This is a genomic window from Bacillus sp. PK6-16 (genome assembly GCF_056530295.1).
In genome coordinates this window covers 2,036,084-2,052,569 of record NZ_CP096511.1, presented here as the reverse complement: position 1 = coordinate 2,052,569, position 16,486 = coordinate 2,036,084, and the positions used below count along the sequence as shown (strand labels likewise).

Genomic DNA, 16,486 nt, shown 5'->3' with positions numbered 1-16,486 from the left:
GCACTAATTCATGCTACACAAAATAACAATTCCCTTTCCTTCAGCAACTTCCAAAGTTGCTTTTGCATATGCGCTACACTATTTCATGCAATCTCCTTCTCTTTATAAAAATTCCTCAAACAAAATGATTGACTTGGAGTTAACTTCAAGTCATACACTTGTAGTGAAAGGAGTGTAATTACAAATGAACGATATATTCACAATATCAGATGTTGCAAAGAAAACAGGATTAAGTACAGATACAATTAGATACTACGAAAAAATTAACCTTCTTCCCCCAGCTAATAGAAATGGGAATAATAATAGGCAATATGTTCAATTAGATATCGATCGAATACTTTTCATTAATCATCTAAAAAGAACACAAATGCCATTAAATAAAATACAAGAATATATGAAATTTTCACGAGAAAAAAACGATGAAGCTTGCAAAACAATACTTGAGGAACATCAAAAACAAATCACAATACAACTAACGAATTTGCAAGCAACTTTAGATATTATAAATTATAAAATTACTCACTTTGAGCGTATAAAAACAGGGAAATTTAATAAAGGAACGGAGATGGAGTTACACAATGAATAATAATAATGAAAACACAATTCAAAAACCAATTTATTCTGGATTCGATGCAAGAACTACTGCCAAAGAGGCTCTAGGTGGAAAAGATTTAAGCGGAAAGATAGCTATTGTAACTGGAGGATATTCAGGATTAGGACTTGAAATCACGCGCGTACTTGCGGAAGCGGGCGCTACAGTTATCGTACCAGCCAGAAGAATAGAACAAGCTCAAGAAGCTACTGCAAATATTCCGCGGGTGGGATTGGAAAAACTAGATCTTATTAATCCTGATTCTATAGATGCTTTTGCAAATAGATTTCTTAGTACTGGACGTCCACTACATATTTTAGTAAACGGCGCAGGAATAATGGCTAACCCATTAAAACGCGATGTACGAGGATATGAATCCCAGTTCGCAACAAATCATTTAGGTCATTTCCAATTAACAGCAAGACTTTGGCCCGCTTTAGTTCAAGCAAATGGAGCAAGAGTTGTATCAGTTAGTTCGCGCGGTCATCGTATTTGTGGTGTTGATTTTAACGATCCAAACTTTACAAATCGTCATTACGACAAATGGCAAGCTTACGGACAATCCAAAACAGCAAATGCATTATTTGCGATCGAATTAGATAAACGTGGTAAAGAATTTCATGTACGTGCATTCTCTGCCCACCCTGGAACAATCGTAACAAGTTTATCCCGAAATTTAACTGATGAAGAAATGCATTCAATGGGAGCACTGGACGAGCATGGAAATCGAGCTTTAATAAAATACGATGAAGAATTTAAAAGTATCCCAGAAGGGGCCGCTACAATTGTATGGTGTGCCGCAAACGATCAACTTGATGACAAAGGTGGCGTGTATTGCGAAAATGTTGATATTGCAGAAGCTGTTTTTGCTGACAATCCAGGGCCATCAGGAGTGAGACCTTGGGCTAGTAATACAGACTATGCAGACATGCTTTGGGAATTAAGTGAAACGCTAACCGGCGTTCATTTTTTAACTAAATCATAATATTATACTTATTTTTTGTACTTTGCTATGCTATAACCACAAACAGGAGGTATAAACAATGAAAGCACAAATTATCCATTCTTTTGGGGATTCATCTGTATTTCAATTAGAAGAAGTTTCAAAACCAAAACTTTTACCAGGTCATGTTCTAATCCATGTAAAAGCAACAAGTGTAAATCCAATCGATACAAAAATGCGTAGTGGTGCCGTTTCAGCAGTCGCTCCTGAGTTTCCAGCTATATTACATGGAGATGTAGCTGGTATTGTTATTGAAGTAGGAGAAGGTGTTTCGAAATTCAAATCTGGGGATGAAGTATACGGTTGTGCCGGAGGTTTTAAAGAAACTGGAGGTGCACTTGCAGAATTTATGCTTGCTGATGCACGACTGATTGCTCACAAACCTAAAAACCTAACAATGGAAGAAGCAGCTGCTCTACCATTAGTGGCAATTACAGCTTGGGAATCTTTATTTGATCGTGCAAATATTAAACCTGGTCAAAATGTTCTCATTCATGGAGCTACCGGTGGCGTAGGACACGTAGCCATTCAATTAGCTAAATGGGCAGGTGCTAAAGTTTTCACAACAGCTTCTCAGCAAAACAAAATGGAAATAGCCCATCGTCTAGGAGCCGATATAGCTATTAATTATAAAGAAGAATCTGTTCAAGAATATGTGCAAAAACATACGAATGGCAACGGATTTGAAGTTATATTTGATACAGTAGGTGGCAAGAATCTTGATAACTCTTTTGAAGCTGCTGCAATTAATGGCACTGTCGTAACAATTGCAGCCCGTTCAACCCATAACCTCTCTCCTTTACACGCAAAAGGACTTACTCTGCACGTTACTTTTATGGCGTTAAAAATATTACATATAGATAAACGTGACGCTTGCGGGGAAATTTTAACTAAACTAACGCAAATAGTAGAAGAAGGAAAACTTCGTCCATTGCTAGATTCGAAACCTTTTACGTTTGATGAAATTGCACAAGCACATGAGTATTTGGAATCAAATAAAGCAATTGGAAAAATAGTGTTGAAAAACGTTTGGTAACTTTCACTAAGTAATACAAATAACAGTGGGATTGCTTCGCCTTATCTTTGTCTTAAGAGGCGTGCCACAACCTTAAAAGCTTCCATCCTTTACAACAAGTAAAAAAATAACAGCCGAATTTTTCTTATAGTAGAAAATCCGGCTGTTTTCATATCACAATTTACTTTTTGTATATTTCTATTAATAAGTAAAATACAACTTATTTGTCTTACCATCTTTACTTTCTACAGAATACTATGTTGTTTTTAATTTTTTAAAACACACTACGTACTAATCCCCCGTCTATTCGCAACGCGGAACCATTAATTGCTGAAGAAAGTGGGCTGCTTAAGAACGTGACAAGATTGGCAATTTCTTCTGGTCGAATAAGTCTTTGAATAATAGAGGTTGGTCGATTCTCTTTCATAAATCGCTTCTCAGCTTCTTCTATTGTCAATTGCTCATTAGGATAAAGACTATTTAACATAGTCTCCACTCCTTCCGTTAAAGTCGAACCAGGCATGATAGTATTAACAGTCACATTCGTTCCTGTCGTCAGCTCAGCTAAACTACGAGAAAGTGAGAGTTGCATCGTTTTAGTCGCACTATAATGAGCCATTTCTTGAGATGGCATAATAGCTGCTTCGCTAGCAATAAAGATGACTCTTCCTTCTTTTCTTTCAATCATTTTTTTCAAGTACGAGCGAGTAAGTCGAACACCACTCATAATATTGACTTCAAACAATTTAAACCAATCTTCATCAGGGATATCAAAATATTCTACAGGTTCAAAAATTCCTAGGTTGTTAATAAGAATGTCTACTTCAGGGTACTTTTCAATCACATTTTGGCACCCTTGTTCTGTTCCTAAATCAGCTACTACGGGTTGAAGGATAGCATCTGGATACTGCATTCGAATTTCTTTTATCGTTTCATTAACATTTTCTTCACGGCGTCCATTAATAAGTACAGTAGCTCCTTCCGCTACTAATGAAGTGGCAATTGCTTTTCCAATGCCTGCCGTAGATCCAGTAACCAGTGCTGTTTTTCCTTTTAATTGCATATGCATATAGATCCCTCCAAATTCATGTGCTACATGATTGACTTACGTTGGAATAAATAATTACGTTTATATTGTGGTTCATTTCTCTTATCTTTAACAGAAAATAAGCTGATCCACCCTTTTTTCAAAAGAGTATAAACGAAAATTATGTAGCTATTGCACTCTGTACGGAATTAAAAATCGAAATTATCAGCATTTAGATCTACTCGATAATTCTGATTCTAATCATTGTCATATTAAAAAATCACATCAACAGCAGAGTAAAGCTAAAACCAACTAATAAATACCATTATGATATATATTAACGATAAAGAAAATTACGCACTTTAAAGTTCCATAGGAACAAAAAAGTGCCCTATAAACTATAATTTCTAACTCTTTATATTTGCTAAAGTAGTATCTTTTTTTATCATAGAAAAGGTTGTAAAATCACACATTCTTACATACAGTTATAGGATTATTTTTATCCTAATTAACTAAAAACCATATAACATAAAGTGAAACTTTAATCAGCCCGACCCCCACCTAACTTCTTTTCTTCCGCTGAATTTTAGGGCGGGGTCTTACTGCCCGGCAAATAGCGGGATAACATTCAAAAAAACCTTGCAGAAAAATTCTACAAGGTTTTTTTCTATATATACAAATTAATCACTATATTAAAATGAAAGAATTTATAATTCATCACAATAATATTAAATATAAGCTGCTTTAAAGGCTTGTTGGACAGCTTGTACTTCTAATGAGTCTTTACCATATAAGTTCGTTGCTACATGAATACAAGCTTCTTTTAATTCTTTAAAGTTAGAAGTCATATTTAATTCATCCGTATTTGCATAATAGAAAATATCAAACATTTTATCTTCTCCAATGCCATGTACGTTTACTCCATTATGGTTTCCACCACTAGCAATCAAGTAAGCTACTTTATTAATAATGCTAGAGTTCGTGTGTACACCACCATGATCGTGGTCAGCATCAATAGGTAAGTTATTATAATGTCTATAGTCCTCCGGATATCTAGAAGAGATAGATGATGGGTTTTTCATATCTCTAAAAATACGACCTGATTGTTCTCCCATTGTCCAATTGAACTTTCCGTTATTAGCATACTTTTCAACTGCTACTCCTAAAATATCAGATAGAGCCTCATTAATTGCACCAGCTTCTCCTGCATACTCAAGTCCAGACTCATTTCTTGTAACCGCGTGTGTAAATTCATGTCCTGCCACATCAAATGCTCTAACAATTGGATCTCCGTATACTAGCATAGCTCCATTACTAAATGCATTAAACCACTGCTTAGGATTTCCTTTATTCGTACCATTTGTGTTCCAACCATGAACGACAGAAATTACTTTTTGTCCGTTATTATCAAAGCTGTTACGGCCATATTTTTCTTGATAAAAATCATATACTTTCGTTGCTAAATAATGAGCACTAACTGCTTTAGGATCAGTAAAATTTGTAGAATTACTTGTTACTAAATCATCGAGATAACCCCATACATTTCTTCTATAATTATTATAATCTTTATAATTAGCAGTATATGTTTCAATTCCCTTACCACGAGAATAATCTGCAAGCATGTACGTTCCATCACTTCGCTGCGTAATTCCAAACGTACGATTAATACCTAAGTCATCTTTTCCTGTACCTGTTAATTTTGAAGGATCTTGTGATTTATTTACTGTCGCAGATTGGACAATACTACTATCTACTTGTATACCTAATTTTTGAACGAGTTCTTTTAATAGAGTACCACCAAAAGCATCAATTAATACTGTACCAGATACATATTCAGGTGTAGATGCACTAAAAGTAATTTGATATGCGTTTGTAGCTTTATTTGTATTTTCATCTACATATACTACTTGTTTAATTTCTGGTTCTTCAATAAATGTAAGATCATTTCCATAGATGTTGAAAAGCTGTTTCTTTGCATCCTCTTCTGATAAAGTAATAGGTTGTTTCAAATCTTCCTGTTGTTGTAGATCTTGGGCACTATCCCCCGAAATGCTCGTAAGTACACCATCATCATTAATATGTGCTGTTAGTTGATATCCGTATACATCACGTCCTTCATACGTTTGTTGAAGACGTACCAATGTAGTACCATCATAAGATTTACGACTTTGCGTAACATTATAATTAACTTTGGATTCCGTATTAACTTGCTTTGATGATAATGCTTGTTCTGTTTTTCCTTTTAGTGCATCCTTTGCTACATTTTCTGCCGATTTTTGAGAAGGTGCTGTTAAATTACCTGTTCGGAACGTATCTTCCTTTGTTTCCATTTTTAAATCTTCTTTTGCCGCATGTACTCCTCCATAAGGCATAATCGCCGATAACACCACTCCTGTAGTTAAACCTACCTTTACGAAATTCTTCATATTTTTACTCCTTTATAATCGTATTATCGAATTAAATAAATGTATTTTACAATTTTAAGCTTAGATAAAAATTGTAACTATAGCCAATCGATTTTACATACCTCTATATACATAGGCTAATAGATTGGTTTGCTACTTTTTAGATTCAATTCATTTCTCAAAAATTACTCATTATATAAGCTATCTTTATATTTATTTATATACGTTATTTTTTGTGGTTCTGATAACATATTTATTGCCATCCACACATTCTTTTTCATTTCTACTTTTTGCATTGGTATCTCTTTTAAAAACGGATTGCCTATAATCGCTTCCATTTCTTCATCAATTCTTTGTATAAGATTTTTTTCTGGATTATTTTGCAAATAAGTATTTTTCAATCCCCATTTTGTCATTATAAATTCATTTGTTTTATTCATAGGATTAATAATAGTAGCTTTACTAGTTAATCGTTTTTTTACTTCATCATGATAGATTTTAATTCTATATCCTTCTTTTAGTGGGATGATATCTTTTACAACGGTTACATTTGTTCCTTCCATTTCCTTCGTATAAATTTTTTCACCTTTCTCATTAAACACCTCTATTGATGCATATTTTTCACCTGCATAATAGCTATGAGGCATTTTAGTAGTAACCGTAAAAACAGCTCGCTTTTGCTCTAAGTCTGTATTTAATTCGGCAAACTGATCATCTCCTAATCCTAGGAATTGAATCGTTTCATTTACCAAATTGCTCACTTTCATTTCGTTAACATCAATCGTTAAACTATTATCCTTTTCCTTTACATAGGCATAATACGTACTGAAATGGTACATACTATCCGTTTTCCCACCTGAAATCTCAACCGTATAGATTCCATTTGGTACGTCTTGTAAATTGATATCTGCTGTTTCAATTGTTTTTTCTTGAATAACTGTATTCCCTTCTTTTAATTTAATCTTTCCTCCTTTCAATGTATCTATTTCATTTGTATTTAAATGGATATGCAAATTCCCTTTTAACCCAAGTGAAGCAATTTGCTGATTCGTAACTATTTCAAAGTTAGAGTTTATCGGAATATCAGGATCAATTAGAGCTCTCGCCTTAGCTAATTGTGATTCAGGCACTATATACGCTAAAGACGTAACAGCCGGATAACCTTTCGCCCTATTTATCTCTACTTGTTTATGATTAAGCTTAAAGCCCCATCTTTCAAAAACGGGTGTAAAATCAACTTGTGCATTCTCACTATAATATTGATTCATTAAATCTGGTAAAGAATGGTCACCTTTTTTGAAAGCAGCATTGCTAGCTAGTTTTCGATAACCTTGATACATTTTTGCAAAAGCTTCATTACCAGCTTTTTGTTTCGCCATCGTTAAAAGAATAAGTTTTTGTCGTAAATCTAAGTCATCATAATTTTTATTTTCTTTCATTAAAGCATTGTATAAATTCCGTTCTACCTGTTCCTTCTTCCCGAAATTAAACAACCAACCAACTTGATCTGCTTTTTTTCCATATTTACTATATTGATATTGAACACCGAATAGATTATTAGAAACTTCTCCTGTAAATATTCCTTGATTATCAAAACCAGCTTGGTATCCATGAGCGATTTCATGTAAAGTTCCCCAACTTAGTTTATCTAACCACATCTTTGTACTATCTGTACTATTGGCTGTCCAATTTACGCCATAATAGGCACCGCCAGCACCAGATATATCTGCTTTTAAGAAATAACGATTTTGACTTTTTTTATTTTCAACCGTTGAGCCATCTAAACCAATAATGGAATCATACATCGCAAAAATATCTTCATAATATGCAATTAACTCATCCAACGATTGAAAATCTTTTAAAGATCTTACTAACTCTTTATCTTTTTTAGGTACAAATAATTGAAAACTCTCCCCTTGAATTAACGCATACTCTCCATCAAATTGATCCCATGTACTAAAAAATTGAGATACACTTCCTTGTTGTTTATAAATGGGAAGAGGTTTAGTAGCACTTTCATTCCCTAGTTGGTACTCAAGTACAGCGTGCTCTTCACCATACGGAGTATCTATGAAAGGAACTAAAGGCGTATCACCTTGGATAGTAACCCATTCATTTCCTACTTGTATGGATTTTTCATTTTTTGAGTCATTAGACAATAAACGTAATGTTAATTTGTCTTTAAAATTAGGATTCGTTTGTCTTACCTTTAATGGTGTATTTCTCTTCAAAATAAATCCTAAATCTTGTCGATCGTGATATTTCCCCTTACTTATGCCCGCCTGAAATATCCAAGTAGGCTCTTCTAAACTAGTAATTTCTTTTACATTTGTTCGTTCATCAGCATGCAGGTGTATATTTCCTATGAGGAAAAACATTGTATACATTAGGCCTATAACAAGTAACCTTTTCATTTGCATATCTCCTTTTCTATTTTTCATATACAAAATACAATAAAACCCTCCTTCTTCACTTATAACTGTCGTCAGTAAGTTATTTATCAGTGTAATTATTATAGTTACATTAACTCGTGATTATCAATCATTAAATATATGTAATTTTGCATATATGAATATAAAACCGAAAATTTTGAAATACCATGAAATGATCCAATATTATTTCATACATTATTCAATAAAAAAACACACGAAGCCCCTTAAGTCTTCATGTGTTTTCATACATGTTATTACATTTGTAATTGAATAAATTATCTTATTCTGTAATATTAAATTTTGAAACCAATTCCGTTAATTCTTCCACCTTTTCTTTCATTTTGTTGGATTGAATTGATATTTGTTCAATTGATACGGCCTGTGATTGAATTGAATTTACTGTTTGAAGAGTCTCCTTTTTCACATCCGTTGCAGTTTCAGAAACTAGCGAAAGAGAAGCATTTACTTCTTCTGTACCAGCAGACATCTCTTCTGTCGCTGCGGATACTTCTTGAATTTGACTTGTAATCTTATCAATATCTCTCATAATAGACAAGAAGGTTTGATTCGCTTTGTAAGCAGCTTCTTTTCCTTCTACTGCCTTTTGTTGTCCTTTTTGCATGACATTAACTGTATCTTGGGTATCTTTTTGAATGGATTTTATTAAATGATTAACTTCTTTTGCAGATTCTTTAGATTGCTCAGCCAAGTCTCGAACTTCTGCGGCAACCACTGCAAATCCTTTCCCATTCTCTCCAGCACGTGCCGCTTCAATAGCGGCATTTAAGGCAAGAAGATTCGTTTGTTCGGCAATATTAGTAATTGCAGCGAGAGCTGTATCAATCTGTTGTGTACGTGTAACAAGTTTATTTATTACTTTTGATGTTTCCTCGACAACATCATGCACACTATTCATTTGAAGAATAGAGTGATTTATCACTTCACTACCGATATTTATTCGTTCTGTAGTCGTTACTGCTACCTCAGCGACTACTGCTGAAGATTCAGCTACAGTTTGCACCCCTGTTGTAATTTCTTCCATTGAGGATGAGCTCTCCTGAATACTAGATACTTGTCCTTCTATTTTTGTTTTTACTTCTAAAACAGTCTGTACAACCTCATTTGAAATACTAGACGCTCGATTTGTATCTTGTAATACGCCCTCCGTAGTAGAAATAACCTCTTGTGTTGTCATCTTAACATTCGCAATTAATTGTTGAAGGTTATCTAACATACTATTAAAAGACTGAACAATATGCCCTAATTCATTATTTGCTTTATAAGGAGTACGTGTTGTTAAATCTCCAGCTGCTACTTTTTCCATATCATTTTGTAGTAACACAAGTGGTTTTCGGATAGTTAATTTAATAATATATCCAATTAATATAATTATTAAAATTGCTAAAAGCGAAATACTAACAAACATTATCATTGTATTTTGAGCACTATTATTATTTTCCTTCTGTAAAAGCTCTGCATTATTACTATTATATAAAATTAATTCACGAATTGATTTTATTGATTTTTGCATATTAGGTTCAATCTCTTTTAGGTAATATGCATATGCTTCCTCATTATTAGATTTCCCTAATTCTTGCGCTTTCTTCATTTGAGTTCTTAATTTATTAAATGTTTCATAAAACGTGTTATATAATTCTTTTTCTTTAGTAGAAATAACTTTAGCCTCAAACTGCTTTAAAAGATGATCATTTTCCTGACGAATTCCGTCCATTTCTCTTATTAATTCATTCATTCTTTTTTCATCTTTTGATACCATAATTTCCATAAAGTTCATATTAACATGATAAAAATTAGATTCTACAATACCAATCCACTCAATTGGTAGTAAATTATCCTCATACATATTAGAGGAAGTACTTTTCCCTCTTTCTAATCCCCAAAACCCTATTAGGGATAATACTATACATGCAATACTTGATATAGTTATTAATATGTTTAGTTTTGTACCAACCTTACTGTTTCTTAATAATTCCAATTCACTTTCTCCATTCTAATATATAGTTTAAGTAATGTATTTTATACCAAGAATCCAAAAATTACGATGTTTATTTTGTAATATGCAATTTTGCATATCATCCACTACTGATTCAAAATAACCTAACATTGTAATTTTGGTTTTCCAAAAATTCATGATTATGAACACACCCTATTAATTCTTGAACTTCTCATCCAAAATATCCAAAAATATTGTGGCACCAGGGGAACCCATCATTGATATATAAATTACACTACCATACAAGACTAGCTTAAAAATATTTTTCTTATTGCTCATTTTTCTATTTCCTCTCTATTAGAAGTACTCCTAGCACATCACACTAATAAAAACGATAGTATTAAAAAATAAGGAAAGACATAACACCTATGTCTTTCCTCTAAAATTGTAACACTCAATATACTCTTAGCTCTATTTGATTTGCCAGTTAAATCCTCACATTTCTTTCTTTATAATATCTCCTAACTCTGTCCAACTTGTAATACGCTTGATGTTGAGATGTTGATTGTAAGAAGTAGTTTTTGCATACACATTTATCGGTTTTCCTATTAACGTTTCTAAGACTGCCGGCTTATCATCAAAGAAATAGTTTAATTTTATTTCTTGTATGAAGTGTATTTTTTCTTCATCCTTCATTCCATAGAAAAAGCGATCTTCATGTACCGGAAAACCTTTTTCTATTAACCATTTTTTTGTTTGCTCTCCATGCTCTTTAGGTCGCGCCGTTATATAGTAAATTTCATGTCCCTGTCTTTCTAATTCTTGCAATGTCTCTACTGCATACGGAAACGGTGAACAAGAAGTATAATAAATTTCATCCAGCAAACTATTCCACATATGACTGCCTTCCTCCGAAGTCATGCCAAATGCTTCATGAATTTCAATTGTTTTTAAAGAATGAAATATATCCAATCCTATTTTTTTTGTTTAATTTTTTATTATATAAATGAAAAGCATGCTGCCTTAAATCAATTAATGTATCATCGATATCAAATCCAAACTTCACTCTTCATCGCTCCATTCTGCCATCCATCTATCGAAAAATATAAGTAGTTTTTATTCCCCTTATTTCTCATCTTTTCGATATGCTGGATAGCCAATAAATCTATAATCTTTTCCAACCTGGGTAAATGATATATCCTTAAATTCAATCGCATCTTGCATTTTAGTAATACCAGTCCCCTCTACAAAGCTAGGCGCCAATTTGCCCCCAATAATTTTTGGTGCGACATATAATATAAGTTTATCCATCAATTTATTTTCAATAAACGAAGCATTTACCTCTCCACCACCTTCAATAAGCAGGGAGGAAACTCCTTTTTGCCCTAAAACATCAAGCATTTCATGTAAGTTTATATGCTTTTCTCCGCTAGTAACAAATACTTTGACTCCTGCATTTTCTAATGCCTTCTTTTTTTTCGCTGCATGATTATTTGTTGTAAATATCCAGGTAGGAGCTTCTCCATCTGTAACAACGTTAGCTTCCATCGGTATGCGTAATGTTGAGTCCAAGATTACGCGAATTGGATTTCTTCCATTTGGAATACGCGTTGTCAATGATGGATTATCCTTTTGTACAGTATTCGCTCCTACTAAAATGGCTGCGTTTTCATTTCGTATTTGGTGTACTTCCTGTCTTGCTTCTGTAGATGTAATCCACTTACTATCCGATAAAGACGTAGCGATTTTCCCATCTAATGTAACTCCTGATTTAATCGTTACAAATGGACGCTTTGTCAAAATATATTTATTAAAGACTACATTCATTTTTTCAGATTCTTCTTCACACACTCCTACAAGTACTTCAATACCTGCATCTTGTAGAATTTTAATTCCACGTCCAGAAACAAGCGGGTTTGGATCAAGTGTAGCAACTACTACCTTCTTAATTCCTGCTTGTACAATTGCTTCAGCACAAGGCCCTGTTCTACCATGATGAGAACAAGGTTCAAGAGTTACATAGATTGTACCACCACGTGCCTGTTCTCCAGCCATACGTATCGCATGTATTTCGGCATGTGGTTCTCCGGCCTTCATATGTACTCCGACCCCTACAATTCGATTATCATTTACAATCACAGATCCAACCAATGGATTTGGAGTCGTTTGTCCCTTCATAGCCTTGGCATTTTCTAGTGCTAGCTTCATATACAATTCATGCTCAATCATGTAAGTGTCCCCCTTCAAAATGTCCAGAACGCTGAATCTTCGTTTGCAAATATTTCTCATTAAACTCTGAGACATCACCCCATAACGGTTCACGACTCGTAACATTTAATCCAGCTTTTTGTAACGCTTCTAATTTTTTCGGATTATTTGTAATAAGTTTTACAGGTTTTGAGCGTAGCGCTTTTAATACTTCAATTGTATCATCATAGTTTCGAACATCATCTTCAAAACCTAGGTTCAGATTAGCTTCTACTGTATCTAACCCATTTTCTTGCAAGAGGTACGTCATAGCTTTACTAAACAAACCAATTCCTCTTCCTTCATGATTCGCTAAGTAAAATAAAGCACCTGAACCATGTTCTGTAATCATTTGTAAAGACTGCTTTAATTGGAATCCACAGTCACAACGTTTACTACCAAAGATATCACCGGTGTGACAAATACTATGCATACGAATTAGGGCATCTTCAGAATTCTCAAAATCACCATATACAAGCACACTAGATTGCTGCATATCAGCTAAATTAATAGATGAGAGTTTTTCGATAATTTCTTCTACACTATTTGTAACCTCACTACATTGTAACCAAGAATACCATTGGAAAACTTTAGTCTCCCCATATAAATTAATTGGTAATTTGATAGGGCCTACTAAAGAAATATCCTTTCCATCTTGATGTATAAATTGAATTTTATCTTCTAACATATGAATTGTATCTGTTGTAACCATTAGGTACCTCCTAGTATTGAGAATCTCTAAAAATTCTCTTCCATTGTTATATTTTTTATTGTTTAACTTACACAACGTAAGTGTTTTTACAGATGCTATTCTTTTTTCTCTCAGCTTATATGCAATATGTATCATTACAACTTTGGCCATTTAAAGAAAAGAGTTTCAGTTACATAAAACAACTTAGTTACTTTATGTAAGTGAGTATACATTTGTAATTACTTTACGTCAAGTAATTAATTATAAAAATATTTGTTACTAATAGTAAGATGTTATATAATTTGTTTTAGGAGGTGAAGGAAAATGAATGATTCTACATTATGCCCTCGCTTTGAAAAAGGAATGAAATTTTTTAGTCAACGATGGACAGCACTCATTATTTACCAACTTTTCTCTGGACCTCAGCGCTTTTGTACGCTTGAATCTTCTCTTCCTGTTAGCGGAAGATTACTTTCAGAAAGATTGAAAGAATTAGAACTAGAAGGAATTGTCGAACGTAAAGTCTTTCCTGAGACACCAGTTCGTATAGAATATTCTTTAACTCAAAAAGGATTTGCTTTAGAAGCTATTATTCGCGGAATAGAAGAATGGTCACAGGAATGGATAGAACTTGAGGAATAACATAAAAGCTTTTTCGTATATAGTTTTAAGTAATCAAATTACAGATACCTATTATTAAAACGCTAGTTTTTCAAGCATTTATGAAAACCTAGCGTTTTTTAATAAATAAAATAAAATTTAAGAAATGAAACAAGATGATCAAACCGATCACCTTGTTCCTTTAAAGATTAAAATAGTGATTTTAACAACTTTTATTAATACATACTCGATTAACAGAAATAATGAATAGAATTTTTGTAACTAAACAGTTTTATTTTCGCAATACAGTTAGCTTATCCCGCTATTTGCGGACAGTAAGACCACCACTGATTAAATTTCCATTTTATTGCATTTTAATATTACTTATGAAATTTCACACGCTCTTCAAGTGGTTGGAATTCTTTTTCACCTGGTGCAGCTGTTGGATTACCAAATGGCATTTGTGCAATTAGTTTCCAATTAGCAGGGACATTCCATTCTTGTTTTACCTCATCGTCAATTAATGGATTATAATGTTGTAAAGATGCCCCTAATCCCTCTGCTTCTAAACCTGTCCACACGACTAATTGGTGCATACCTGATGCTTGGTGTGACCAAATTGGGAAGTTTTCAGCATATGCAGCAAATTTTTCTTGAAGCGATTTAACGATAGCCTCATCTTCAAAGAATAGTACTGTTCCATAACCAGCTTTAAAAGAATCCATTTTTTGTTGCGTTCCTGAGAAATCTCCATCTCCAACTACTTTTCTTAATGTTTCAGTTGTAATATCCCATAATTTATCATGAGCTTCACCAAATAATACAACTAATCGCGCAGTTTGAGAATTGAAAGCTGATGGAGTATATTTCACAGCAAACTCCACAATTTCTTTAATTTTTTCATCCGATACTTGTACCTCTTTGTTAATTCCATAGTAAGTACGTCTTTCTTTCAGTGCAGTATAGAAATCTTTTGTCATAATTCATTTCCTCCTAAGTTTTAATATTCTTCAAAATGATACATTGCGAAGATAATATGAGTTGAAATGAGTTCATTTTTGAACCATTGAAAACCATAACACCAATTGCTAGTCATTCTGAATCTAAACCACTGCTTCTTGCTTCAGTTTCCCTAAAAAAACACTTATAGCATCATTGATACAATCTAGTGATCATTCGGTATTATTTTACCCATTCTCTATTCATGTATCCTGCTTGTTTCATATTTACACAAATATGAAAATAACCTTAAATTGCTGGTCAAAAAAGCCAGGTAGCATGAATAACACATTACCTGGCTTTTTACATTTTTAATTTAAATTCAACTAAACATTACCAATGAATAGTAGTAAAAACTATACCTGTCACTTATTTAATAATTAACATCTCATAAGGATGTTGTTCCATAAATCTATTCTCCCAAGGAATCTCTAATGATGTCCAATTTGAACCACCGTCTACTGACTGATACACTCCTTTATTGCTAAACAGATAAAACGTTCCATCACTTGTTGCCTTTAATACTGGTATGATTGTGCCTTTAGGAGTTGGTAAACCTACATTCATTTCTGCCCAAGACTGATTTTTTTCTTTCTTATAAATAAATGATTCACAATTTCCATTATTGTAATCATGCGCTACGTGTGGATTTGAAGATGTCGCGATAATAATATTTTCTGGATCATTTGGGTTAACTGCCATTTGATATGCGTAATGATGCTTTAGCCCGCTACACATATAGTTCCAAGTCTTACCTCCATCATTACTCTCCGCATACTCTTGACCTGGTTCTTTCAAGAATGAATCACCGAACACCCCGTATAAACGATTTGGGGCATTGCGATGTGATGTAAGAATGTGAATATCTTGAGGATAGTTCCCCTCTTTTTCCTCAATCCATGTCTTACCTCCATCTACACTTTTAATTAATCCCCCAACCTCAATAGTCGTATAAATAGTTTCTGGATTATTAGCATCAATTTCAATATGTTTTACATGGTGTGTATATGTTCTTTGAGGAAAGAACCATGATGAATATGATGGCATTTGGCGATAATCCGTTAGCAGCTCAAAACTGTCTCCTCCATTTTTGGATACGAACATTGCGCTCGGTTCAGTTCCTACATATACAATCCCGTTACCGTCATCCCCCTTCGCTGGAGATACAGAAACTGCTGTAATAGCTCTCATATGAATAGCATTAGCTGGGAACACTTCACCAAAGGAAGGCAACGTACCAATTGCTTCCCATGAACTTCCTCCATCTTTACTTCTCCATAATCCTCTATCAAAAGTACCACAATACATTCTTTCTTGGTCGTATGGATCAGAAGCTAAAGCAACTGGATTCGCACCTACAAACTGCGATTGGACGCTCCATGTTGTGTCTTTTTTTTCTGCGATTACAAGTTCTCTATCAAACGCTAATATGAATTTTTCCATTACTAAAATCTCCTCGCTTCATGAATTTTCTACTATGTTATTTAAATTTTGAACATTACAAGTTAAGAGGTGTATTTT

General features: G+C 33.6%; 12 protein-coding genes and 1 pseudogene. 4 read left to right on the top strand and 9 right to left on the bottom strand.

Annotated elements, in window-relative coordinates:
* Positions 1–184 precede the first annotated feature (184 nt).
* From M1D66_RS10560 to M1D66_RS10550, 3 genes are read left to right on the top strand one after another with little or no spacing between them, the layout of a single operon-like run.
* Entirely contained in the window at positions 185–586 is a 402-nt protein-coding gene (locus tag M1D66_RS10560) for a MerR family transcriptional regulator (protein ID WP_006922494.1), read from the top strand.
* Positions 579–1,577 (top strand): oxidoreductase, encoded by a 999-nt coding sequence (locus M1D66_RS10555; RefSeq protein ID WP_242555215.1) that lies wholly within the window; start codon positions 579–581, stop codon positions 1,575–1,577. The genes M1D66_RS10560 and M1D66_RS10555 overlap by 8 nt, the downstream gene beginning before the upstream one ends.
* Before the next feature lie 58 nt (positions 1,578–1,635).
* Positions 1,636–2,631: a zinc-dependent alcohol dehydrogenase family protein gene (locus tag M1D66_RS10550; protein ID WP_016122896.1), complete on the top strand. Its 996-nt coding sequence runs from the start codon at positions 1,636–1,638 to the stop codon at positions 2,629–2,631.
* A 253-nt stretch (positions 2,632–2,884) separates the two neighbouring features.
* Here M1D66_RS10550 and M1D66_RS10545 read toward each other — a convergent pair whose 3' ends face one another.
* The 7 genes and pseudogenes from M1D66_RS10545 to M1D66_RS10515 all read right to left on the bottom strand — a co-directional run bounded on the left by M1D66_RS10545 (position 2,885) and on the right by M1D66_RS10515 (position 13,387).
* Positions 2,885–3,679, bottom strand: coding sequence for an SDR family NAD(P)-dependent oxidoreductase (locus M1D66_RS10545; RefSeq protein WP_242555216.1), 795 nt, complete (start codon positions 3,677–3,679; stop codon positions 2,885–2,887).
* A gap of 686 nt (positions 3,680–4,365) precedes the next feature.
* Positions 4,366–6,063, bottom strand: a complete 1,698-nt coding sequence (locus M1D66_RS10540) for a M4 family metallopeptidase (protein WP_242555217.1) — start codon at positions 6,061–6,063, stop codon at positions 4,366–4,368.
* A gap of 164 nt (positions 6,064–6,227) precedes the next feature.
* Positions 6,228–8,456 carry a putative mucin/carbohydrate-binding domain-containing protein gene (locus M1D66_RS10535; RefSeq protein ID WP_086385190.1) on the bottom strand — a complete coding sequence of 743 codons (2,229 nt, stop codon included), beginning with the start codon at positions 8,454–8,456 and terminating at the stop codon, positions 6,228–6,230.
* 298 nt (positions 8,457–8,754) lie between these two features.
* On the bottom strand, positions 8,755–10,470 hold the full coding sequence (locus tag M1D66_RS10530; protein WP_086385133.1) for a methyl-accepting chemotaxis protein: 1,716 nt from the start codon (positions 10,468–10,470) through the stop codon (positions 8,755–8,757).
* Between the two features lie 453 nt (positions 10,471–10,923).
* Positions 10,924–11,494 (bottom strand): annotated as a pseudogene (locus tag M1D66_RS10525) (5' nucleotidase, NT5C type).
* Between the two features lie 59 nt (positions 11,495–11,553).
* Positions 11,554–12,657 carry a bifunctional diaminohydroxyphosphoribosylaminopyrimidine deaminase/5-amino-6-(5-phosphoribosylamino)uracil reductase RibD gene (ribD, locus tag M1D66_RS10520; protein ID WP_140335670.1) on the bottom strand — a complete coding sequence of 368 codons (1,104 nt, stop codon included), beginning with the start codon at positions 12,655–12,657 and terminating at the stop codon, positions 11,554–11,556.
* Positions 12,650–13,387, bottom strand: coding sequence for a GTP cyclohydrolase II (locus tag M1D66_RS10515; protein ID WP_153595159.1), 738 nt, complete (start codon positions 13,385–13,387; stop codon positions 12,650–12,652). Before M1D66_RS10515 ends, ribD begins: the two co-directional genes overlap by 8 nt.
* Positions 13,388–13,690: 303 nt before the next feature.
* Between M1D66_RS10515 and M1D66_RS10510 the strand changes: the two genes are divergently transcribed.
* Positions 13,691–14,008 (top strand): winged helix-turn-helix transcriptional regulator, encoded by a 318-nt coding sequence (locus M1D66_RS10510; protein WP_001000102.1) that lies wholly within the window; start codon positions 13,691–13,693, stop codon positions 14,006–14,008.
* 338 nt (positions 14,009–14,346) lie between these two features.
* On the opposite strand, the gene M1D66_RS10505 is transcribed toward M1D66_RS10510, so the two are convergent.
* The gene (locus M1D66_RS10505; RefSeq protein ID WP_000158938.1) at positions 14,347–14,946 is read right to left on the bottom strand and encodes a nitroreductase family protein; all 600 of its coding nucleotides are present in this window, start codon (positions 14,944–14,946) and stop codon (positions 14,347–14,349) included.
* 388 nt (positions 14,947–15,334) lie between these two features.
* Positions 15,335–16,408: a WD40/YVTN/BNR-like repeat-containing protein gene (locus M1D66_RS10500; RefSeq protein WP_086385130.1), complete on the bottom strand. Its 1,074-nt coding sequence runs from the start codon at positions 16,406–16,408 to the stop codon at positions 15,335–15,337.
* Between the last annotated feature and the right edge of the window lie 78 nt (positions 16,409–16,486).